The organism is Clostridium sp. AN503 (genome assembly GCF_040719375.1).
GTDB lineage: Bacteria > Bacillota > Clostridia > Lachnospirales > Lachnospiraceae > Brotaphodocola.
Genome location: NZ_JBFDTP010000001.1, coordinates 44,574 through 67,475, shown reverse-complemented (window position 1 = coordinate 67,475; position 22,902 = coordinate 44,574). Strand labels below are relative to the sequence as shown.

The window sequence follows — 22,902 nt, the reverse complement described above, 5'->3', positions numbered from 1 at the left end:
GTCTAAACCGGCGGCAGGAATCTAAGAAATATCAGGAATTAATCTTTTATCTTTTAATTCCGACAGAGATTATAAACAACAAAAAGAATGGCAATGGATTACATGATAATCACATGATAAAGGGTGTATTGGCAGCCGCAGTTCTATTCGTCTCAGTTTTATCTCTTTTGCTGTACAAATTTTCAATCATGCGGTATACTCTTGAATGAAAAAGTTTAAAACAAAGGAGAAAAGAAAGTGAATCAGGAAGAAAAACAGCCGGGAAACCAGGGCGCAGAATATGATTTTTATGGAAAGCTTTCGCTGAAAAAAGCAATTCCGCTGGGATTGCAGCATGTACTTGCTATGTTTGTAGGAAACTTGACGCCGCTGCTTATTATCACTGGCGCCTGCGGTCTTGCAGGCGGTGAGTTTGGTCATTTGCAGGTGGATCTTTTACAGAATGCTATGCTGGTTGCAGGTATTGTAACTCTGGTACAGCTGTTCGCCATCGGTCCGGTCGGAGGAAAGGTTCCGATCATCATGGGAACCAGCTCTGGATTTATCGGTGTATTTAACAGTGTTGTCAGCGTTATGGGCGGCGGGATTTTGGCGTATGGCGCGATCATGTGCGCATCGATTATCGGCGGTCTGATGGAGGGTGTGCTTGGATTTATGCTGAAGCCGCTCCGCAGATTTTTCCCGGCGGTGGTAACCGGTACCGTGGTGCTGTCGATCGGTCTTTCGCTGATCGCGGTAGGTGTGAATTCCTTTGGCGGCGGAAACAACGCAAAGGACTTTGGTTCTGTAGAGAATCTGATGCTGGGAGCTGTGGTGCTTTTGGTGATCGTGGCGCTTAAGCACGGCACAAAGGGAATGACCAGCGCAGCATCTATTTTGATCGGTATCATTGTGGGTTATATCATTGCTGCAATCATGGCTATGGTGCTTCCCACTACGGCGGTGACTGCAGATGGTGTTGAGTACACAAAGGCATGGGTGCTGAACTGGGAACAGGTGAAAAGCGCTTCCTGGTTCTCGATCCCGAAGCTTTTGCCGGTGCCGCTGGTGTTTGACTGGAGAGCGATCCTGCCGGTGCTGATCATGTTTGTTGTGACGGCTGTGGAGACGGTAGGTGATATTTCCGGCGTTATGGAAGGCGGTATGGGGAGAGAAGCCACCGATAAAGAGCTGTCAGGCGGTGTGATCTGCGATGGCCTGGGATCTTCCTTTGCAGCATTCTTCGGCGTGCTGCCCAATACCTCATTCAGCCAGAATGTTGGTCTGGTGACCATGACAAAGATCGTGAACCGGACAGCTCTGGCAACAGGTGCTGTTTTCTTGATCCTGTGCGGCCTGTTCCCGAAGCTGGCGGCGCTGATCTCCATTATGCCCCAGTGCGTGCTGGGCGGGGCGGCAGTTATGATGTTCTCCTCGATCGTGGTCAGCGGTATCCAGCTGATCACCAAGGAGCCTATGACTGGAAGGAATATTACCATTGTGTCTGTGGCGCTGGGACTGGGCTATGGGATCGGCTCCAACAGCGGGGTGCTGTCTCAGCTTCCCACCGCAGTCCAGTTGATCTTCGGCGGTTCCGGTATTGTTCCGGCGGCGCTGGTGGCGATTGTTTTAAATATTTTGATTCCGAAGGAAAACGGGAAATAAGTACAAAGTAGAGTGCAGAGAAAAATGACTGGAATGAAAAGACGTTTTATGAGCCTGTTCCTTGTGGCGGTACTGGCATTGACAGGGGTGACAGGATGCGCAAACGCGAAGACTGGAGGCGGAGAGTCTGGAAGCGCTGCGGAGACAGAAAGCAGTATGGAGACTGTGAGCGCTGCAGCAGCTATCATGCTCACCGACCAGGCCGGACGGGAAGTAACTCTGCCTGCTCCGGCCAAAAGGCTGGTATCCTCCTATTACATTTCCACGGCAATCCTGATCGCCCTTGGGTGTGAGGACAGGCTGGAGGGGATTGAGATGAAGGCGGATACCAGGGAACTGTATAAGCTGGCTGCGCCGCAGCTTTTGGAGCTTCCGGCAGTCGGTTCAGGCAAGGGGATCAATGTGGAGGAGACCGCGGCGCTGAAGCCGGATCTGGTGATCCTTCCCCTGCGGCTCCAGGACAGTGTTAGCTCCTTTGAAGAACTGGGCATTCCGGTGCTGGTGGTGAATCCGGAGACGCAGGAGGATTTTGAGGCCTGTGTGGAGCTGCTTGGAAAGGCTGTCGGCCAGACGGAGCGCAGCGGCGAGCTGCTTGCCTATTATCATGAGCAGATGGAGAAAGCGCAGGAGTTGACAAAGGATCTGGACAGGCCGAAGGTATATCTGTCTTCCGGTTCCGATTACTTGAGGACTGCCACCTCCAAAATGTATCAGAACGATCTCATTGAGATGGCGGGTGGAGAAAATGTATCTGCCGGGCTGACAGAAGGTTACTGGCAGACGGTTTCACCGGAACAGGTTCTGGCCTGGAATCCGGAGTATCTGTTTGCGGTCAGTTATGCGGAATATAGTCTGGAGGATATTCTTTCCGATGAAAGCCTTGCCAATGTGCAGGCAGTTAAGGACAATAAGGTTATGACCTTTCCCTCTCAGATAGAGCCGTGGGATTATCCTACGCCCTCCTCGGTGCTGGGGGTGCTGTGGCTGACTTCCAAGCTGCACCCGGAGGTGTACAGTGAAGAAGAATATCTGGAAGAAGCAAAAGGATTTTACGAGAGATTTTTTGATGTATCCGTGGAAGAAGAGCTGCTGAGTAAATAGCTGGTAAGCAGACAGTGAAACGGATATGGAAGCACATATGGAAACAGATGAGGAGAAACCCATGAAAAGGCGAAGATTCTGGTGCATGATCCTGCTGCTTTTTGTGACGGCGGTTATGAGCTGCGGCATTGGCAGATATCCTCTTGCGCCGGAAGATCTGTTCAGGATTCTGTCAGGGGGCGGGGATCCCATGGCGCGGGATGTGCTGTTTAAGATCCGGCTTCCCCGCCTGGTGTTTGCGGGAATGTCCGGCTGCGCTCTGGCGGTGGCGGGTATGGTCTATCAGGAATTGATGCGAAATCCACTGGTATCCCCGGATATTCTGGGAGTGAGCGGCGGCGCCTGTGTTGGCGCCGTATTTGCGATTCTGGCGGGCCAAAGCGCGCTGTTTGTACAGGGTTCTGCCCTGGCTGGAGGCATCGCAGCGGTGGCGCTGACCGTATGGCTGTCCGGTCTGATCGGCAGGAGCGGCCGCATCAGCCTGGTCCTGGCGGGTATCGTGGTCAAGGCGCTGATGGATGCGGTGCTGATGGCGTGCAAGTATTTTTCTGACCCCACAAGCCAGCTGGTGGCGATCGATTATTGGATGATGGGGAGTTTTCACGCGATCCATTGGAGTGATGTATGGCTTACCCTTCCCATAGGAGCAGTAAGTTTTCTGGTTTTGTGGCTGCTTCGCTGGAAACTGCAGATCCTCTCCTTTGGAGAGGAGGAGGCAAAGAGCCTGGGCGTGCCGGTCAAGACGGTCAGATACCTTGCTGTCGGGGCTGCGACGCTTCTGGTGGCGTCCACGGTTTCTGTGAGCGGAGTGGTGGTATGGACCGGGCTCATCGTGCCTCACATGGTACGCCAGCTTTTAGGTTCCAACTTAAAGGATCATCTGGGGCTCTGCGGCTGTGCTGGCGCTGTTTTCATGATCCTGATGGATACGCTGGCAAGAAGCCTTACGGCGGCGGAGATCCCCGTCAGTATCCTGACCTCGGCGGCGGGCGCAGTCTTTCTGACTGTGATCCTGATCCATAGAAGATGCAGGGGAGGTGAGGAAATCCTATGACGGAGCGTAAACGCCCCCTGGGGCTGCAGGTTCAGGATCTGAGTGTATGGATGAAGAAACGCTGCATCGTGGAAAACGTCAGTTTTTCTCTATGCTCTAGCATTACGGCGATCCTGGGAGAGAACGGAGCCGGTAAAACCACACTTCTGCGGGGGATGCTGCACCTGGCAGACCGGCAGACCGGGCAGGTCAGGCTGACAGTGGAAGCGCATAAAGATTCGCAGGTGGATCAGGGGAAGCAGCAGAACGCGCCGAAGGAGTCTCTGGCGCTGTCTCAGATGTCCCATAGGGAGCGGGCAAGATATCTTGCCTATGTGCCGCAGGAACTGCAGTCCGGTATCCATGCCAGCGTGCTGGAATTTGCGGTGATGGGCAGGACCCCGTATATGGACCTTCTGGACACGCCGAAAAACTCGGATTATGAGCTGGCTTATGAGGCCCTCAGAGAGCTTGGTATCGCTCATCTGGCGGACCGTATGCTGGATCAGTTAAGCGGCGGCGAGCGCAGGATCGCCTACCTGGCGCGGGCGCGTGTGCAGGGCGCCTGTTTTATGCTGCTGGACGAGCCTCTTGCAGGACTTGATTACGGCAGGCAGCACCAGTTTTTTCAAGTCCTGCAAAAATATGGAAAGCACACCGGGACCGGGACGCTCCTCACCATCCACGATCCGGTGATGGCGTGGACTTACGCGGAGCAGATCCTGGTGATGTCCCAGGGAAAGCTTAAGCAGGCGCTGAACAAAACGGATCCGGATTTTGAAGAAAAATATCTGGAACAAATGGAACAATTGTACGGAATGCAGGCCGGTTTCGCAGATACGGAGCTGGGAAGAACACTGGTATGGAGGGAACAAAAGAAGTGCTGAAGATAAAGGAATATGTAAAAGCGGAGAGCATGGAACATGCTTGGGAGCTGAACCAGAAGCGGAGCGCGAAGATCCTTGGCGGGATGCTGTGGCTCAAGATGAGCAGCCAGAATATACAGACGGCGGTGGATCTATCCGGGCTGGGACTGGACCAGATCGAGGAGACAGAGGATGCATTTACGATCGGCTGTATGGCGACCCTGCGCCAGATGGAGCTGCATCCGGGCCTCGCGGCGTATACGGCCGGCGCCATGGCGGAGAGTGTGCGCCATATCGTGGGCGTGCAGTTCCGTAACCTTGCCACGGTGGGAGGCAGCTTGTTTGGACGGTACGGATTTTCTGATGTGCTGACCATGCTGCTGGCTTTGGATGCGGAGGTGGAGCTTTATAAGGGCGGCAGGATGTCCCTGGCAGACTTTGCTAAACGTCCCATTAGCAGGGATGACAGAGATATCCTTGTGCGCGTGATCATTCATAAGACTCCTTTAAAATGCATCTATCTGTCTCACCGCAATACCAGGACGGATTTCCCGGTATTGACCTGCGCGCTCACCTGTTTTGCGAATTCTGGCTGGGCCGTGGTGGGAGCGAGACCGGCAAGGGCGCGCCGCTATCCGCTGCCGGAGGAGCTTTGTTCAGGCCTGTGGAAAGGAAATGCCGCCGCCGGGGAGATTGCCGCCTGTGCAGAGGATCTGAGCAGACAGATTTTAATGGAAAGCAATATGCGCGCAAGCGCGGCGTACCGGACGCACCTGGCTGAGGTACTGATCCGCCGGGGATTGACCGGATTACAGGATATAAAAAAGGGGGGCGGCGTGAAATGAGGATTTCAGTGATATTAAATGGGAAAAAGACAGAGGAAGAGATAGCCGCAGACCTGCTCCTGATCGATTTTGTCAGAGCTCATGGCTGCAAGAGCGTAAAGCGGGGGTGCGAGACCTCAAACTGCGGGCTTTGCACGGTGTTTATGGATGAAAAGCCGGTGCTTTCCTGTTCCGTGCTGGCGGCAAGGGCCGACGGACACCGGATCGATACGCTGGAGGGACTACAGAAGGAGGCGGAGGAGTTCGGAGCGTTTATCGCGGGTCAGGGAGCCGAGCAGTGCGGTTTCTGCAATCCCGGTATGATCATGAACGCCATTGCCCTGTTCCGGGAAAATGAAGATCCCACAGACGAGGAGATCAAAGAATATCTGGCAGGAAATCTGTGCCGCTGTTCCGGATATGAGGGGCAGCTTCGGGGAATCCGGGAATATCTGGCATGGAAGAAGGGAGGACGCTCATGAAGCTTGTGAACCAGCCGGTGATGAAGAAAGACGCCATGACGCTTGTGACAGGAAAACCTGTATTTCTGGACGATATCACACCGAAGGATTATCTGGTGGTCAAGGTACTCAGAAGTCCTCACGCCAATGCCAATGTGATCTCTGTCAAAACCGACGCGGCCAGGAAAATCCCGGGGATCGAGGGGGTCTATACCTGGGAGGATGTGCCCCAGGAGCGTTTTACCATGGCAGGGCAGACCTACCCGGAGCCCAGCCCCTATGACCGTCTGATCCTGGACTGCCATGTCCGCTACGTGGGAGACCCGGTGGCGATCGTGGCGGGAACCAGCGAGGCGGCGGTAGATCAGGCGCTCCGGATGCTGAAGGCAGAATACGAGGTGCTCCCGGCGATCCTGGATTTCCACAAAGCGAAGGATCAGAAGCCGCTTGTCCATCCGGAGGAGAACTGGAAGGCGCTCTGCCCGGTAGGGGCGGACAATCAGAGGAATCTATGCGCCAGCGACACATCTGGCTCAGGAGACGTGGATGCGGTCCTGGCAGACTGTGATGTGGTGGTGGAGCACACCTATCACACAAAAGCCAACCAGCAGGCCATGATGGAGACCTTCCGGACGGCGTGCAGTATTGACGCATATGGACGGCTGAATATTGTCAGCTCTACTCAGATCGTCTTCCATGTGCGCAGGATCATTTCCAATGCACTGGGGATCCCCAAGTCAAAGATCCGGGTATCCAAGCCGCGGATCGGCGGTGGATTTGGCGCAAAGCAGACCGTGGTGGCAGAGGTATTTCCGGCGTTTGTCACCTGGAAGACCGGGAAGCCATCCATGATGATCTTTACGAGGGAGGAGTCCCAGACCGCATCCTCCCCCCGTCACGAGATGGAAGTGACCGTGCGGGCCGGGGCGGACCAGGACGGACGGATCCGTGCCATTGATGTCTATACGCTGTCCAACACCGGCGCATACGGCGAACATGGTCCCACCACCGTAGGTCTTTCCGGACACAAATCCATTCCTCTGTACGGAGAACTGGAGGCGTACCGGTTCGCCTACGATGTGGTATATACCAACACCATGTCCGCAGGAGCTTACCGCGGCTACGGGGCCACCCAGGGGATCTTCGCTGTGGAGAGCGCGGTAAACGAACTGGCCGCCAGGCTCCACATAGATCCCATAAAGCTGCGTGAGATGAATATGGTGCGCCAGGGCCAGGTGATGCCTGCCTACTACGGAGAGCGTACGGAGAGCTGTGCTCTTGACCGGTGCCTTGCCCGGGCAAAGGAAATGATCGGCTGGGACGAAAAATACCCCTGCCGGGATATGGGAAACGGAAAAGCCAGGAGCGTAGGCATCGCCATGGCCATGCAGGGCTCCGGTATCTCCGGTGTGGATGTGGGATCTGCCACGATAAAATTGAATGAAGACGGGATCTATACCCTGTCCATTGCGGCAGCTGATATGGGAACCGGCTGTGACACGATCCTGGCGCAGATGGCGGCGGAGTGCATGAACTGCAGTCTTGACCAGATCATGGTATCAGGAGCCGATACCGACACCTCCCCCTATGATTCCGGTTCCTATGCCTCCAGCACCACCTATATCACGGGAAAAGCAGTGGAAAAAGCATGTCAGAGGCTGCAGGAGAAGATCCGCCTGCTTGGGGCGCAGATCTTACAGGTTCCGGAAGATGAGACCGAGTTTGACGGCGCCGCCGTGAAACATCTCCCTACTGGAACTGCCGTGGACTTAAAAGAGATCGGGACCAGATCTATGTGCGGCAGCACAGAAGCCCTGCAGGTGACAGAGACCAACAGCTCCCCCGTTTCCCCGCCCCCCTTCATGGCAGGAGCCGTGGAGGTCGAGCTGGACAAAGAAACCGGCGCAGTAGAGATTTTGGACTATGCCGCCGTGGTGGACTGCGGCACTGTCATCAACCCCAATCTGGCGAGGGTCCAGACTGAGGGCGGTATCGTGCAGGGGATCGGCATGGCGCTCTATGAAGATGTCCAGTACTCAGCAGATGGACGCATGAAGAACAATTCCTTTATGCAGTACAAGCTTCCCACCCGCCTGGATATGGGAAAGCTCCGGGTAGAGTTTGAGAGCAGCTTCGAGCCCTCCGGCCCCTTTGGCGCCAAATCCATCGGAGAGATCGTGATCAATACCCCGGCCCCGGCCCTGGCCCACGCGATCTTTAACGCCACCGGCGTCTGGTTCAGAGAGCTTCCCATCACCAGTGAAAAGATCGCCATGGCATTGCTGGAGAAAGAAAAGAAATGAATATAGCAGTGATTTATCTGGCGGCGGGAAGCGGCCGGAGGTTCGGCGCCAATAAGCTGCTCCACCCATATCAGGGAAAGCCCCTGTATCTCCATGGCCTGGAAAAGCTGATCCGGGTGTGCAGCACCCGGGAAAACCGGAAGCTGTGTGTGGTAACCCGCTATAAAGAGATTCTGGATAGGATGGAGCACTTTTCCGTGGCAGCTGTAGATTCCCCCGACAGTGAAAATGGGATCTCCCACTCCGTCCGAGCCGGAGTGGAGTGGGCGGAAACTGTAGAGCCGGCAGATGCATGTGCATTTTTTGTGGCAGATCAGCCGTACCTTTCAGAGGAGACCATGGATCATTTTCTCAGCCGGATGGAGCAGGAGAACGCACAGCTTGGCTGTGTCCGCTGTGATACTCATCTGGGAAACCCTGCCTGGTTTTCCTCCGCTTATTTTTCACAGCTCAAATCCTTAAAGGGTGATGCAGGCGGACGGAAGATATTAAACCAGCACCCAGGACAGGTCCGCCTGTACCAGGTAGAGAACCCGGAAGAACTTAAAGATATTGATATCCAGGAGGACTGCCGGGACTGGAAATAAATTTGGAACCGTACTATCCCCTATTTTTAAAAGAAATACTTGCAAAGCGATGCATGCCGAAGTACAATAAAAAAATATCAGTAGATTGCGGAGGACACCAAAGATGCAGTTGTTGAAAGACAGGATCCGGAAGGACGGAAAGATCAGACAGGGAAATGTTCTGAAGGTAGACAGTTTTCTGAACCATCAGATGGATGTAAGCCTTTTCCGGGAGATTGGAAAAGAGTTCCGGAGGAGATTTGAAGAAGATGAGGTTACAAAGATTCTGACCATCGAGGCGTCCGGCATTGGGATCGCATGTGTAGTGGCAGAGTGTTTTGATGTGCCCGTGGTGTTTGCGAAGAAGACACAGACGAAGAACATTGACGGCGATGTGTACACTACAAAGGTAGAATCCTTTACCCATGGCCGTGTCTATGACATTATCGTTTCTAAAGAATACTTGAGGCCAGAGGACAAAGTGCTGCTGATTGATGATTTTCTGGCGAACGGGAAGGCGCTGCAGGGCCTTGCGAGTCTGGTGCGGGATTCCGGTGCGACTCTGGTGGGAGCCGGTATTGTGATAGAAAAAGGATTTCAGACAGGAGGAGATATCCTCAGGGCAGAGGGCGTGCATTTGGAGTCCCTTGCGATCGTAGAGAGTATGGATCCGGCTACAGGTGAGATCGTATTTCGTGGTGAATAATAAACGTAGTGATAAAAAGGCCAGGATAAGCAAGCATGTCTTATCCTGACCTTTTTATATATTTGATCCAGTTTTCGATCATGACTTCTTTAGCTGCTCAGGCAAGCCTTATTCCACTCCCCAGGCAAACTGCGAATTATACAGTCTGCTGTAGCTTCCATTCTGAGCCATAAGGCTTTCGTGGGTACCCATCTCGGCGATGTCTCCATTTTCCAATACCAGAATCAGATCGGCATTCCGGATCGTAGACAGGCGGTGGGCGATTACGAAGCTGGTCCGGTCCTTCAGTACAGTGTACATGGCGTTCTGGAGCATTTTTTCCAGGCGGGTGTCCACAGAAGAGGTAGCCTCGTCCAGGATCATGATACGCGGGTTTTTGAGGATTGCCCTGGCGATGGTTAAAAGCTGTTTCTCACCCTGGGAAATATTGCTGCCTTCCTCGTTGATCTCCATATTATAACCCTGGGGGAGCGTGCGGATAAAGTGGTGGACGCCGGCCATTCTGGCAGCGTCGATCACCTCATCCTTTCTGGCGGACAGATTCCCGTACCGGATGTTATCGAAGATCGTGCCTGAGAACAGCCAGGTGTCCTGCAGCACCATGCCGAACATGGACCGCAGCTCCTCCCGGTTTAAGTCCCGGATGTCCACTCCGTCGATGAGGATACGGCCGCCGCTCACGTCATAGAACCGTAAAAGCAGGTTGATGAGAGTGGTTTTCCCTGCGCCGGTAGCTCCTACGATCGCAACCATCTGCCCGCTTTTTACTGTGATGTTGAAATCCCGGATGACGGGGGCGCTGTCATAAGCAAAGCTGACGTGCTCAAAGGTGACCTCGCCCCTGGCTGGTCCGGGAAGCCGTTTGTGTGCAGGAACCTCTATTTCTTCCGGTTCATCTAAAAACTCCACGATGCGTTTCATGCCTGCAAATGCTGCCTGGATCTGGGAGGAGAGCTGGGAGACCTGGGTCAGCGGATCATTGACCTGCCAGATATATCGGATAAAGGCCTGTAAGTTGCCCACAGTCAGGGAACCGGCAAGGATCAGAAAACAGCCGGTCACTGCAGCAACGCCGATACTTAAGTATGCAGTCAGTGAGATCAGCGGGCTCATCATGGAAGACAGGAACTGGGCCTTAAATGCATGTTTCTGAAGTTTTCCGTTGATCTCCTCGAACCGGGCCTCCGCCTGCTCCTGCTGTCCAAACAGCAGGATCTCATTGTAACCGGTGTAAAGCTCCGTGATGGTACCGTTCATATCACCAAGGGCGTCCTGCTGCGCCTTGAACTGTCCCTGGCTGATGCGCACCACGCCCCGGCTGATCAGGATACTGAACGGGATGATCAGGAATGCCACCAGCGCCATCCATGGATTGATGGAGACCATCATGGACATGGCAAGGATCAGTGTCAATACTCCGGTCACCACCTGGGTAAAGCTCTGCTGCAGGGCATTGGACACAGCCTCCACATCATTGGTCACCCGGCTCAGCACATCACCGAAGGTCTCGTTGTCAAAATACCGGACTGGAAGGCGGCGTATCTTGTCCTGTACTGCGCCCCGGAGATCATGCATGGAGCTTTGGATTGAGTTGGTCAGGCAGAAAGACCCTATAATCTGGGTAAAGGTTTTTGCCAGGTAGATCGCAAGCAGTACAAGCAGGATATTGCGGATCACATCGAAGTGGATGTGTGCCCCTGCCACCCCGGAAGCCATATCCGCAAGATCGGCTGCCAGCCGGCTGGTGATCATGCCCTCGATCCTGGGAGCGGTGGTGATGGCTGCCACACTTGCCACAGACATCAGGATGGCGGTTACGAACGGAACCTGGTAGGGGGATAGAAAAGGTCTCAGCCTGCCGAGAAGCTTTATGATATCTTTTATATTTTTACGCATGAGCCAATTCCTCCTCGCTGAGCTGTGAAAGAGCGATCTCGTGGTAGATCTGACAACGGTCGAGCAGCTCTTTATGTGTCCCGCTCCCCACAATGCTCCCTTCATTTAATACAATGATCTGATCTGCATCCATAATGCTGGAAATGCGCTGCGCCACGATCATGACAATGGCGTTTGCGGTCTCTTTTTTCAGCATTTTTCTGAGCCGGGCATCCGTCTTAAAGTCCAGAGCGGAAAAGGAATCGTCAAACACATAGACGTCTGGCCTTCGGACCAGCGCCCGGGCGATCGAAAGACGCTGTCTTTGACCGCCGGAAACATTGGTGGCATTTTCCGTGATGCGCTCGTCAAAGCCTCCTTTTTCCATGATGAAATCATAGGCCTGGGCAGTTTTTGCCGCCTGGACCAGCTCTTCGTCTGTGGCGTCCGGTTTCCCGTAGCGCAGGTTTTCTGCAATGGTGCCGGAAAACAGCATGGCTTTCTGTGGAATGAAACCGATGGCATTCCGCAGGCTTTTTAAGTCATATTCCCGGATATCCCTGCCATTGATCAGCACCTGTCCGCTGCTGACGTCATAAGACCTGGGGATCAGGTTGATGAGCGTGCTCTTCCCGGAACCGGTGCTGCCGATGAATGCAATGGTTTCCCCGCGTTTTACGGAGAAGGATACATTCTTAAGCACGGCCTCCTCGCCGTCCGGATAGGCAAAGTCCACGTGGTCGAAAGCAATCTCTTCAATGTGATCCATAGAACTGTAATCCGCAGAATGGTGATCCGCAGGGCTGTGATCCGCAGAATTGTGGTCTGCAGGACAGTGTTTTGCAGCAGTATATCCTGTGAGCCGGATTCCACGCTCAGGGTTTTTTACATCCGGGTCGGCGTCAAAGATCTTCTGGATGCGCCCGGCGCTGACGGCGGCTTTCGGGTACATCATGAAGACCAGGCAGAACAGCATGATGGAGAACATCATATGGAACATATAATCCATAAATGCCACCAGTTCCCCGATCTGGAGGGTTCCCCGGCTCAACATAATGCTGGCGATCCAGTAGATGCCCATCCCGGCAAAGTTCATCACAAGAAAGAAGATGGGCTGAGTCACGCTCATGAGCTTAAACAGCTTTTTTGAGTATCCCATATAGCTTACGTTGGCACCGTCAAACCGCATTTTCTCATAGTTGTCGTTGGTGAAAGCACGGATCACCCGGATCCCGGTCAGATTCTCCTTGGAGATCCGGTTGATGTCCTCCAAGGACGCCTGCTGCTTCTCGCTTAAAGGTTCTGAGATCCTGGTCACCACGATCACACCGATCACGATCAGGGGCACTGTGGACAGAATGACTGCGGACAGGCTCAAGGAGGCGCGCAGCACTAAAAAAATACTTCCAGCCATCATCACAGGCGTCATAAGCGCAGTCCGGAGCAGAACGTTCATGAACATCTGGATCTGAAATGCGTCGTTGCCCGTCCGGGTGATCAGGGACGAAATACCAAAATCATGGAATTCGCTGTGGGAGAATTCCTGGGTCTTCCGGAAGATATCGTTGCGGATATCCCGGGTCACGGAGGTGGAAAGATAGGCGCAGCAGTAGCCAAGGAGGATAGTGCCCGCCACCCCTGTAAGGGAGATCACGACAATCAGGATTCCCATTTTCCAGATATAGTCTGTGTTCCCACGGTTCACTCCGTTGTCGATCATCAGCGCCACGATGGTCGGAATCCCCAGCTCCACGAGAGCGAAGCCCAGCACCGAGAAGGCGTTGAGCAAAAACATCTTTTTATAGTTTTTCAGATAATGAATGATCAATTTCATAAGTAAATAAATTCCTCCGATCAAACGCATTTTAAATCCATTGCGTTCATATTATAAACGTGTTTCACCAGCATACCTGTAATATAACCATATAGTCAAGTGAAATTTCGGAAATTAGCGATATTTTTATGATATAAAGTGTCAGTTCAGGTGGCGATTTTTACATCGAATGAACAATTTTGATATGAAAAACGACCGGAGCAATATTGCAGCTCCGGCCATTCGCCTGATTTACGTAAGTACACCAGGTATCATACGTCATTTATATGATATAGGGTAAACATTTCTTTTCGAAACTCCAGATCCTGCTGCAGCCGTGCAATTTCCTCTGAACGTCCATCTGCTATCATGGCGTTGACCAGCTTCAGCATGGACTCCTGGCCTTCTCCAAACCGCACTTCCAGTGCGTCCTCCACATTAAATTCCGTAAACAGCATATTCACCGCCTCCGTTCCATGCTCTCTCAGGAATTCTGCCATGATCCCTTCCTGTTCGCAGTCCTTCATTGCCTGGATGATCGCCTCGTCGCGGCTCTTTCCGCTGTCTATGTAATCCCTGATCTTCTGGATAAAGAAGGAATACTCATAAAGCGGCCTGCACCGTTCCAAAATCGGGTGATTCACCGGCAGATTGATGTTTATGATTCTTACTTTTAATTCTAACATAGGCGAGTCTGTTTTTTCAAGGTATGCATCAGAAAGTTTCAGGATTTTTTCAGCAGGGAAATTATCAGTCCCGTTATAGAAAACAAAGAATTCCGGAGTCGGTATGGGGATCTGCCCGGTCCGGTACAGCGCTCTTGGCTCGATCAGCTTTTCCATGGTCCGCCCATAGTAGATGGCATCCCGGAGCGGCATATTTGCATTAAGGGTTGACTGATGCTCGCTGATCACCAGTACCTTGTTATTTACCGTGAACGCCATGTCATTCTTGCGGGCCATGAAGAGCACGCCGTTTAAGGTTTGGAAAATAATATCTTCCGCTGAAACCGCCTTCTGGTCATCCAGGGCGGCGTAGAGCTTTGCCGCATTCGCCGGGTCGCTGAAAAATGCAGTAAACGCGCTGGATTTTACCTCCCGGTTTGTTGCTGGTGTGGTTGCATTGGTCATAAAGATACCTCCTCAGTATAGAATGGATCGATTGAGAAATGTTTTGCAGAACCTGCAAGAAATTGGATTAACCGGATCTCACTCGAAATGTTCTTTTATACTAGCAGATATTTTTTGCAATGTCCATTGGTTTCTAAAATTTCTCGCAATAAATTTCCGGCAATAAAAAGACGGATTGCAGACCTTTAAAATCCAAAGTCCGGCAATCCGTCTACTGTCCGCATGCATGGCATCGGGAACAGAGTTTACTTTCTATTTCTCTTTTTTCTCTTTCTTGTCCTTCTTAAATCTTGCAAAGAACCCCTTTTTCTTCGGAGCCTGCGGTACTGCGCCGCCGCGGATACTCTTGATCTCGCTGATATAGATGCCGCTGACCACAACCTTTGCCTCGGTCTTCACCGGAAGAGCTGCGAAAACGCGCTCATCTGCCATCAGGGTCATCACCTTGGGGCCGACTTTCGCCTTTACTACGGGGACCTTTGCCCAACGCATGTACTTGGGGGTCTGCTCATATACGATCTTCGGCAGGCCGGCCTCCTTGATCTTCATCTTTTTCTTGTCGATCACCAGCATGGAAACGGTCTGCTTGGATGCTTCCAGGAGCTGCTGCTGCTCTACCTGACGCTTCTCAAGCTTTCTTCCCAGGAAATAGAGAACCGCCAACCCTGCCGCTACAATAACCAAAATCACCAGCAATACGTTTAAAAAAGTCTGCATGGGGAATACCTCCATTAAGTTCTTTTATGTAACAGGACAAACCTGCGCAAATAGTATAGCATTTTTTGTGCAAAATTGCAAGATAAAAAAACTTGACACCTTGACAGCGCTATGATATTATGGAGTGTGCACTATTGTGGCATCATGGGGTTTTTGCGCCCTAAAAATGCCAGAAAATCGATTAGAAAACAGGGGTGAAACGTCAATGGAGAAAAGCAGAATGCGCCCGGTATCAGCTGGGAAAAGCGTTAGAATGAGCTACTCGAGACAGAAAGAAGTTCTTGAGATGCCAAACCTGATTGAGATTCAAAAAGACTCCTATCAGTGGTTCCTCGATGAGGGATTGAAAGAAGTATTTGAAGATATCTCCCCAATCTCTGACTTTGCAGGTCATTTAAGCCTGGAGTTCGTGGATTTTACATTATGTAAGGATGAAGTCAAATATACCATCGAAGAATGCAAAGAACGTGACGCTACTTACGCAGCACCTTTAAAGGTAAAGGTAAGGCTTTACAATAAGGATAAAGAAGAGATCAACGAGCATGAGATCTTCATGGGAGATCTTCCGCTTATGACCGATACAGGTTCCTTCGTGATCAACGGAGCGGAGCGTGTCATCGTCAGCCAGCTGGTGCGTTCCCCGGGCATCTATTATGGCATCAGCCATGATAAGATCGGTAAAGAGCTTTACAGCTGTACCGTGATCCCGAACCGCGGCGCGTGGCTGGAGTATGAGACTGACTCCAACGATATCTTCTATGTGCGCGTGGACCGTACCCGTAAGGTGCCGGTGACTGTGCTGGTGCGTGCGCTGGGATATGGAACTAACGCTGAGATCATTGACCTGTTTGGTGAGGAGCCAAAGCTTCTGGCGAGCATTGGCAAGGACACCTCCGACAATTACCAGGATGGTCTTTTAGAGCTGTACAGAAAGATCCGTCCGGGCGAGCCTTTATCCGTTGATAGTGCAGAAAGCCTGTTGAACAGCATGTTCTTTGACCCGCGTCGTTATGACCTGGCCAAAGTCGGCAGATATAAATTTAATAAGAAGCTTCACTTCAAAAACCGCATCAAGGGCCATGTCCTTGCTGAGGATGTAGTAGATACGAATACGGGTGAGGTCCTGGCTGAGGCTGGGACAACTGTCTCGAAAGAGCTGGCAACCACCCTGCAGGATGCAGCTGTGCCGTATGTGATGATCCAGGGGCCGGAGCACAACTACAAGGTCCTGTCCAACATGATGGTGGATCTGGCTTCCTATGTGGATTTCGATCCGAAGGAAGCGGGGATTACGGAGTTAGTATATTACCCGGTACTCAAAACTATTCTGGAAGAAGCTGGCGACGATAAGGATGCGCTGAAGGATAAGATCCACAGGAATGTGAGTGAGCTGGTTCCGAAGCACATCACGAAGGAAGACATCATCGCTTCCATCAATTACAACATGCACTTGGAGGGTGAGATCGGCAATGCAGACGATATCGACCATCTGGGTAACCGCCGGATCCGTGCGGTGGGCGAGCTTTTACAGAACCAGTACCGCATCGGTCTGTCCCGTATGGAGCGTGTGGTAAGAGAGCGTATGACAACACAGGATATGGACGGTATCACGCCCCAGTCCCTGATCAATATTAAACCTGTGACCGCGGCGGTGAAGGAGTTCTTCGGAAGCTCCCAGCTGTCCCAGTTCATGGACCAGAACAACCCCCTTGCGGAGCTGACCCACAAGAGACGTCTGTCTGCGCTGGGGCCTGGCGGTCTGTCCAGAGACCGTGCCGGATTTGAGGTCCGAGACGTACATTACACCCACTATGGACGTATGTGCCCGATCGAGACCCCTGAGGGACCGAACATCGGTCTGATCAACTCCCTGGCGACCTATGCAAGGGTGAACCAGTATGGATTTATCGAGGCGCCGTACCGTATTGTGGACAAGACGGACCCGATGAACCCGATCGTAACCGACGAGGTGGTCTATCTGACTGCTGACGAGGAGGATAATTTCGTCGTCGCTCAGGCGAATGAGCCGTTGGACGACGAAGGCCATTTCGTTCACAATAACGTATCCGGACGTTTCCGCGAGGAGACTTCCGAGTTCCAGAAAAAAGCGATCGATCTGATGGACGTATCCCCGAAGATGGTATTCTCCGTGGCGACCTCCATGATCCCGTTCCTGGAGAACGACGATGCGAACCGTGCGCTGATGGGTTCCAACATGCAGCGTCAGGCCGTTCCGCTTTTAAATACCGAAGCACCTGTGGTGGGTACCGGTATCGAGGCGAAGGCGGCGGTAGACTCCGGTGTCTGCATGGTAGCAAGGCATGCCGGTGTCGTGGAGCGTTCCGCGTCCAATGAGATCATCATCAAGCGGGATGACAACGGCGCGAAGGATGTTTACCATCTGACCAAGTTTAAGAGAAGCAACCAGTCCAACTGCTACAACCAGAAGCCTATTGTTTACAAGAACGACCATGTAGAGGCAGGAGAGGTGATCGCGGACGGTCCGTCCACCCAGAACGGTGAGATCGCCCTCGGCAAGAACCCGCTCATCGGCTTTATGACCTGGGAGGGTTATAACTACGAGGATGCGGTTCTGCTCTCTGAGCGTCTGGTGCAGGAGGATGTCTATACCTCGGTCCATATTGAGGAGTACGAGGCAGAGGCCCGTGACACCAAGCTGGGGCCGGAAGAGATCACCCGCGATGTTCCGGGCGTCGGCGACGATGCTTTAAAGGATCTGGATGAGAGAGGAATCATCCGTATCGGCGCTGAAGTGCGTGCCGGAGATATCCTGGTCGGCAAGGTAACCCCGAAGGGCGAGACCGAGCTGACTGCCGAGGAGCGCCTGCTGCGCGCTATCTTCGGTGAGAAGGCGAGAGAGGTGAGAGACACCTCCTTAAAAGTGCCTCACGGCGCTTACGGCATCATTGTGGATGCCAAGGTGTTTACCAGAGAGAACGGCGATGAGCTGGCTCCCGGTGTGAACCAGACTGTCCGCATCTATATCGCTCAGAAGCGTAAGATCTCCGTAGGCGATAAGATGGCAGGCCGTCATGGTAACAAGGGTGTTGTTTCCCGCGTGCTTCCGGTGGAGGATATGCCGTTTTTGCCGAACGGACGTCCGCTCGACATCGTTTTGAACCCGCTGGGTGTACCTTCCCGTATGAATATCGGACAGGTGCTGGAGATCCATTTAAGCCTGGCAGCAAAGGCCCTCGGCTTCAACATTGCAACTCCGGTATTTGACGGCGCCAATGAGATCGACATCATGGATACGCTGGAGGTTGCCAATGATTACGTGAACTTCTCCTGGGAGGAGTTTGTGGATAAATACAAAGACATTTTAAAACCAGACGTGATAGAGTATCTGGAGGAGCATTTGGATCACCGCGAGCTGTGGAAGGGCGTGCCCTTAAGCCGTGACGGTAAGGTAAGGCTCCGCGATGGGCGTACCGGCGAGTATTTTGACAGCCCGGTTACCATTGGCCACATGCATTATCTGAAGCTCCATCACCTGGTTGACGATAAGATCCATGCCCGTTCTACAGGCCCATACTCCCTGGTTACCCAGCAGCCGCTGGGCGGCAAGGCGCAGTTCGGCGGACAGCGTTTTGGTGAGATGGAGGTTTGGGCGCTGGAAGCATACGGCGCATCCTACACCCTGCAGGAGATCCTGACAGTCAAGTCCGATGACGTGGTGGGCCGTGTGAAAACTTATGAGGCGATCATCAAGGGCGAGAATATCCCTGAGCCGGGTATTCCGGAGTCCTTCAAGGTGCTGCTCAAAGAGCTGCAGTCCTTAGGCCTGGATGTGCGCGTGCTGCGTGATGATAATACTGAGGTGGAGATCGGCGAGAACATCGATTACGGTGAGACCGACCTGCGTTCCATCATTGAGGGAGACCGCCGCTTTAACCAGGAAGAATCCTTTGGGGAATTCGGCTATCAGCAGCAGGAGCTTCAGGGAGAAGAACTGGTTGACGTGGAAGAAGACAGCAGCGAGGATTTCGATGAGGATGTGGATTTTATCGACCTGGATACCGAAGCCTCTGAGGAAGAATAATAGAAGGGAGTATCGCTCATGCCTGAGACAAATGAAACTTATCAGCCATTGACATTTGATGCCATCAAGATTGGCCTGGCATCCCCGGAGAAGATCCTGGAGTGGTCCCACGGTGAAGTAAAGAAACCGGAGACCATCAACTACAGGACCTTAAAGCCGGAGCGCGACGGCCTGTTCTGTGAGCGGATCTTCGGACCGAGCAAGGACTGGGAATGTCATTGTGGTAAATACAAGAAAATCAGATACAAAGGCGTTATCTGTGACCGGTGCGGTGTTGAAGTGACCAAGGCAAGCGTCCGGAGAGAACGGATCGGACATATCCAGCTGGCGGCTCCTGTATCTCATATCTGGTACTTTAAGGGGATTCCGAGCCGGATGGGCCTGATCCTGGATATCTCTCCGAGGATCCTGGAGAAGGTGCTGTACTTCGCCTCCTACATTGTTCTGGATCAGGGGCAGACCAGCCTGCAGTACAAGCAGGTCCTGTCTGAGAAGGAATACCGCGAGGAAGTGGAGAAATGGGGCTACGGCGCATTCCGTGTTGGAATGGGCGCTGAGGCAGTATTAGAGCTTCTGCAGTCGATCAATCTGGAGAAAGAGTCTGAGCAGCTCAAAAAAGAGCTGAAGGATTCCAGCGGACAGAAGCGTGCCCGCATCATCAAGAGACTGGAAGTGGTGGAAGCATTCCGCAATTCCGGCAACAAGCCGGAGTGGATGATCATGACCGTGATCCCGGTGATCCCGCCGGATATCCGTCCGATGGTACAGTTGGACGGCGGCCGTTTTGCAACTTCCGATCTGAATGATCTGTATAGAAGGATCATCAACAGAAACAACCGTCTGGCCCGCCTTTTGGAGCTGGGCGCGCCGGATATCATTGTCCGCAACGAGAAGCGTATGCTGCAGGAGGCTGTGGACGCGCTGATCGACAACGGCAGACGCGGAAGACCGGTTACCGGTCCTGGCAACCGTGCTCTTAAGTCCCTTTCTGATATGCTGAAAGGTAAACAGGGCCGTTTCCGTCAGAACCTGCTTGGTAAGCGTGTTGACTATTCCGGACGTTCCGTTATCGTCGTTGGACCGGAGCTTAAGATCTATCAGTGCGGTCTGCCCAAGGAGATGGCGATCGAGCTGTTCAAGCCTTTCGTTATGAAAGAACTGGTACAGAATGGTACCGCCCACAATATCAAGAGTGCAAAGAAGATGGTAGAGCGTCTTCAGCCGGAGGTGTGGGATGTGCTGGAGGATGTGATCAAAGAGCATCCTGTTATGCTGAACCGTGCACCTACCCTGCACAGACTGGGTATTCAGGCATTTGAGCCGATCCTGGTAGAGGGTAAAGCGATCAAGCTGCATCCGCTCGTATGTACCGCATTTAACGCGGACTTCGACGGTGACCAGATGGCAGTGCATCTGCCCCTTTCCGTGGAGGCTCAGGCAGAGTGCCGTTTCCTGCTGCTGTCTCCGAACAACCTGTTAAAGCCTTCCGATGGTGGACCGGTAGCCGTTCCTTCTCAGGATATGGTGCTTGGTATCTACTATCTGACCCAGGAGCGCCCGGGCGCAATGGGTGAGGGGAAGGTATTCAGAAGTATCAATGAAGCAATCCTGGCTTATGAGAACGGAGCAGTGACTTTGCACTCCCGGATCAAGGCAAGGGTGAGCAGGAATATGCCGGACGGTACAGTGAAGACAGGCGTTGTAGAGTCTACTGTAGGCCGTTTCATTTTCAATGAGATCATTCCGCAGGATCTGGGATTTGTGGACAGAAGCGTGGAAGGCAATGAGCTTTTGATGGAGGTTGACTTCCATGTGGGTAAGAAACAGCTGAAACAGATTCTGGAGAAGGTCATCAATGTGCATGGCGCGACTCAGACTGCAGTGACCTTAGACGATATCAAGGCCATCGGTTATAAGTATTCCACAAGAGCTGCCATGACCGTATCGATCTCCGATATGACCGTGCCGGAATCCAAACCGAAGCTGATCGCTGACGCACAGGCGACGGTTGACCGGATCGCCAAGAACTACCGCCGTGGTCTGATCACGGAGGAAGAGCGTTATAAAGAGGTTATTGAGACCTGGAAGAATACGGATGACCAGCTGACCCATGATCTGCTGACCGGACTGGATAAATACAACAACATTTACATGATGGCGGACTCTGGTGCGCGTGGTTCTGACAAGCAGATCAAGCAGCTTGCAGGTATGCGTGGCCTGATGGCGGATACTACCGGCCATACCATCGAGTTGCCGATCAAGTCCAATTTCCGTGAGGGTCTGGACGTACTGGAGTACTTTATCTCCGCGCACGGTGCTCGTAAAGGTCTGTCCGATACGGCGCTGCGTACCGCAGACTCCGGTTATCTGACCCGCCGTCTGGTAGACGTTTCCCAGGATTTGATCGTCCGTGAGGTGGACTGCTGTGAGGGCAGAGATATTCCGTTTATGGAGATCAAGGCATTTACCGATGGAAAAGAGACCATCGAGGGCCTGCAGGAGCGTATTACAGGACGTTATATTGCGGAGACTATCACCGACCCGGATACGGGAGAAGTGATTGTCAAGGCAAACCATATGTGTACCCCGAAGCGTGCGGCTGCGGTCATGAAGGTACTTGAGAAGCAGGGACGTGATTCCGTGAAGATCCGTACCGTTCTGACCTGTAAGTCCCATATCGGAGTATGTTCCAAGTGCTACGGCGCCAACATGGCAACCGGGCAGCCGGTTCAGGTGGGCGAGGCTGTCGGTATTATCGCGGCACAGTCTATCGGTGAGCCGGGTACCCAGCTGACGATGCGTACCTTCCATACCGGCGGCGTTGCAGGCGGCGATATCACACAGGGTCTTCCCCGTGTCGAGGAGCTGTTTGAGGCACGTAAGCCGAAGGGTCTTGCGATCATCTCTGAGTTTGGAGGCGTGGTTGCACTTAAGGATACCAAAAAGAAGCGTGAGATCGTGGTGACCGATACGGAAACCGGCAATTCCAAGACTTATCTGATCCCATATGGTTCCAGGATCAAGGTACAGGATGAGCAGGTGATCGAGGCCGGCGATGAGCTGACCGAGGGAAGTGTCAATCCGCATGATATCTTAAAGATCAAAGGCGTCCGCGCAGTGCAGGACTATATGATCCAGGAGGTTCAGCGTGTATATCGTCTGCAGGGCGTAGAGATCAACGATAAGCACGTTGAGATGATCGTGCGCCAGATGCTTAAGAAGATCAAGATCGAGGAGAGCGGCGACAGCGATGTGCTTCCGGGCGTATCCATGGATGTACTGGACTACAATGAGATGAACGAGAAACTGATCGCAGAGGGCAAAGAGCCGGCGGACGGCAAACAGGTTATGCTTGGTATCACCAAGGCATCCTTAGCGACAGACTCCTTCCTGTCAGCGGCATCCTTCCAGGAGACCACCAAGGTCCTGACAGAGGCTGCTATCAACGGTAAGGTGGATCATCTGATCGGTCTGAAAGAGAATGTTATCATTGGTAAACTGATACCGGCAGGTACCGGTATGAAGCGTTACCGTTCCGTAAAACTGGATACCGAGATCGCCATGGAGGATGAGATCCTGCTGGCAGATGAAGATGAGCTTCTGTTGATGGAGGAAGAGGATGCGATGGAGGAAGCTCCGGAGGTATTCGACATCGATGAGAGTGAAGAAGGTATTGAAGATTAATTGAACCAGGGCTCCGGAGTACAACACCGGAGCCTTGATTTTCGTTTTGTTATATAGATTTGTATGGGCGCTTTTGTGGTGATGAGATTAAGAGAGTGAGGCAGTTGGAATATGAG

Annotated in this window: 15 protein-coding genes; 11 read left to right on the top strand and 4 right to left on the bottom strand. The window is 52.8% G+C overall.

Annotated features, from left to right (window positions below; genetic code table 11):
- The first annotated feature begins 237 nt into the window (after window positions 1-237).
- The 9 genes from AB1I67_RS00255 to AB1I67_RS00215 all read left to right on the top strand — a co-directional run bounded on the left by AB1I67_RS00255 (window position 238) and on the right by AB1I67_RS00215 (window position 9,504).
- Entirely contained in the window at window positions 238-1,644 is a 1,407-nt protein-coding gene (locus tag AB1I67_RS00255; RefSeq protein ID WP_367027815.1) for a nucleobase:cation symporter-2 family protein, read from the top strand.
- Between the two features lie 33 nt (window positions 1,645-1,677).
- Window positions 1,678-2,745, top strand: a complete 1,068-nt coding sequence (locus AB1I67_RS00250) for an ABC transporter substrate-binding protein (protein ID WP_367027814.1) — start codon at window positions 1,678-1,680, stop codon at window positions 2,743-2,745.
- 61 nt (window positions 2,746-2,806) lie between these two features.
- A complete protein-coding gene (locus AB1I67_RS00245) occupies window positions 2,807-3,799 on the top strand; it encodes an iron ABC transporter permease (protein WP_367027813.1) in 993 nt (330 codons plus the stop codon).
- Window positions 3,796-4,665 (top strand): ABC transporter ATP-binding protein, encoded by an 870-nt coding sequence (locus tag AB1I67_RS00240; RefSeq protein ID WP_367027812.1) that lies wholly within the window; start codon window positions 3,796-3,798, stop codon window positions 4,663-4,665. The genes AB1I67_RS00245 and AB1I67_RS00240 overlap by 4 nt, the downstream gene beginning before the upstream one ends.
- Complete coding sequence (locus AB1I67_RS00235) at window positions 4,641-5,489, top strand: FAD binding domain-containing protein (RefSeq protein ID WP_367027811.1); 849 nt, start codon at window positions 4,641-4,643, stop codon at window positions 5,487-5,489. Before AB1I67_RS00240 ends, AB1I67_RS00235 begins: the two co-directional genes overlap by 25 nt.
- Window positions 5,486-5,950 (top strand): 2Fe-2S iron-sulfur cluster-binding protein, encoded by a 465-nt coding sequence (locus AB1I67_RS00230; RefSeq protein ID WP_367027810.1) that lies wholly within the window; start codon window positions 5,486-5,488, stop codon window positions 5,948-5,950. Before AB1I67_RS00235 ends, AB1I67_RS00230 begins: the two co-directional genes overlap by 4 nt.
- On the top strand, window positions 5,947-8,232 hold the full coding sequence (locus AB1I67_RS00225) for a molybdopterin cofactor-binding domain-containing protein (RefSeq protein ID WP_367027809.1): 2,286 nt from the start codon (window positions 5,947-5,949) through the stop codon (window positions 8,230-8,232). Before AB1I67_RS00230 ends, AB1I67_RS00225 begins: the two co-directional genes overlap by 4 nt.
- Window positions 8,229-8,819, top strand: a complete 591-nt coding sequence (locus AB1I67_RS00220; RefSeq protein WP_367027808.1) for a nucleotidyltransferase family protein — start codon at window positions 8,229-8,231, stop codon at window positions 8,817-8,819. The genes AB1I67_RS00225 and AB1I67_RS00220 overlap by 4 nt, the downstream gene beginning before the upstream one ends.
- A gap of 103 nt (window positions 8,820-8,922) precedes the next feature.
- Window positions 8,923-9,504 carry a xanthine phosphoribosyltransferase gene (locus AB1I67_RS00215; protein WP_367027807.1) on the top strand — a complete coding sequence of 194 codons (582 nt, stop codon included), beginning with the start codon at window positions 8,923-8,925 and terminating at the stop codon, window positions 9,502-9,504.
- 108 nt (window positions 9,505-9,612) lie between these two features.
- Here AB1I67_RS00215 and AB1I67_RS00210 read toward each other — a convergent pair whose 3' ends face one another.
- The 4 genes from AB1I67_RS00210 to AB1I67_RS00195 form a co-directional block, all read right to left on the bottom strand.
- Window positions 9,613-11,400 (bottom strand): ABC transporter ATP-binding protein, encoded by a 1,788-nt coding sequence (locus AB1I67_RS00210; RefSeq protein ID WP_367027806.1) that lies wholly within the window; start codon window positions 11,398-11,400, stop codon window positions 9,613-9,615.
- Entirely contained in the window at window positions 11,393-13,213 is a 1,821-nt protein-coding gene (locus AB1I67_RS00205; protein ID WP_367027805.1) for an ABC transporter ATP-binding protein, read from the bottom strand. The genes AB1I67_RS00210 and AB1I67_RS00205 overlap by 8 nt, the downstream gene beginning before the upstream one ends.
- 251 nt (window positions 13,214-13,464) lie before the next feature.
- Window positions 13,465-14,322, bottom strand: a complete 858-nt coding sequence (locus AB1I67_RS00200) for a hypothetical protein (RefSeq protein WP_367027804.1) — start codon at window positions 14,320-14,322, stop codon at window positions 13,465-13,467.
- A gap of 252 nt (window positions 14,323-14,574) precedes the next feature.
- Window positions 14,575-15,039: a hypothetical protein gene (locus AB1I67_RS00195; RefSeq protein ID WP_367027803.1), complete on the bottom strand. Its 465-nt coding sequence runs from the start codon at window positions 15,037-15,039 to the stop codon at window positions 14,575-14,577.
- Between the two features lie 205 nt (window positions 15,040-15,244).
- Between AB1I67_RS00195 and AB1I67_RS00190 the strand changes: the two genes are divergently transcribed.
- The gene (locus tag AB1I67_RS00190; RefSeq protein ID WP_367027802.1) at window positions 15,245-19,102 is read left to right on the top strand and encodes a DNA-directed RNA polymerase subunit beta; all 3,858 of its coding nucleotides are present in this window, start codon (window positions 15,245-15,247) and stop codon (window positions 19,100-19,102) included.
- A gap of 18 nt (window positions 19,103-19,120) precedes the next feature.
- Window positions 19,121-22,786: a DNA-directed RNA polymerase subunit beta' gene (gene rpoC, locus AB1I67_RS00185; RefSeq protein WP_367027801.1), complete on the top strand. Its 3,666-nt coding sequence runs from the start codon at window positions 19,121-19,123 to the stop codon at window positions 22,784-22,786.
- Window positions 22,787-22,902: the final 116 nt, after the last annotated feature.

Coding starts and splice junctions, on each gene's coding strand:
- AB1I67_RS00250 (WP_367027814.1), top strand. CDS start 1,678: ATGAAAAGACGTTTTATGAGCCTGTTCCTTGTGGCGGTACTGGCATTG.
- AB1I67_RS00195 (WP_367027803.1), bottom strand. CDS start 15,039: ATGCAGACTTTTTTAAACGTATTGCTGGTGATTTTGGTTATTGTAGCG.
- AB1I67_RS00235 (WP_367027811.1), top strand. CDS start 4,641: ATGGAGGGAACAAAAGAAGTGCTGAAGATAAAGGAATATGTAAAAGCG.
- AB1I67_RS00220 (WP_367027808.1), top strand. CDS start 8,229: ATGAATATAGCAGTGATTTATCTGGCGGCGGGAAGCGGCCGGAGGTTC.
- AB1I67_RS00225 (WP_367027809.1), top strand. CDS start 5,947: ATGAAGCTTGTGAACCAGCCGGTGATGAAGAAAGACGCCATGACGCTT.
- AB1I67_RS00205 (WP_367027805.1), bottom strand. CDS start 13,213: ATGAAATTGATCATTCATTATCTGAAAAACTATAAAAAGATGTTTTTG.
- AB1I67_RS00245 (WP_367027813.1), top strand. CDS start 2,807: ATGAAAAGGCGAAGATTCTGGTGCATGATCCTGCTGCTTTTTGTGACG.
- AB1I67_RS00210 (WP_367027806.1), bottom strand. CDS start 11,400: ATGCGTAAAAATATAAAAGATATCATAAAGCTTCTCGGCAGGCTGAGA.
- AB1I67_RS00230 (WP_367027810.1), top strand. CDS start 5,486: ATGAGGATTTCAGTGATATTAAATGGGAAAAAGACAGAGGAAGAGATA.
- AB1I67_RS00215 (WP_367027807.1), top strand. CDS start 8,923: ATGCAGTTGTTGAAAGACAGGATCCGGAAGGACGGAAAGATCAGACAG.
- AB1I67_RS00190 (WP_367027802.1), top strand. CDS start 15,245: ATGGAGAAAAGCAGAATGCGCCCGGTATCAGCTGGGAAAAGCGTTAGA.
- rpoC (WP_367027801.1), top strand. CDS start 19,121: ATGCCTGAGACAAATGAAACTTATCAGCCATTGACATTTGATGCCATC.
- AB1I67_RS00200 (WP_367027804.1), bottom strand. CDS start 14,322: ATGACCAATGCAACCACACCAGCAACAAACCGGGAGGTAAAATCCAGC.
- AB1I67_RS00240 (WP_367027812.1), top strand. CDS start 3,796: ATGACGGAGCGTAAACGCCCCCTGGGGCTGCAGGTTCAGGATCTGAGT.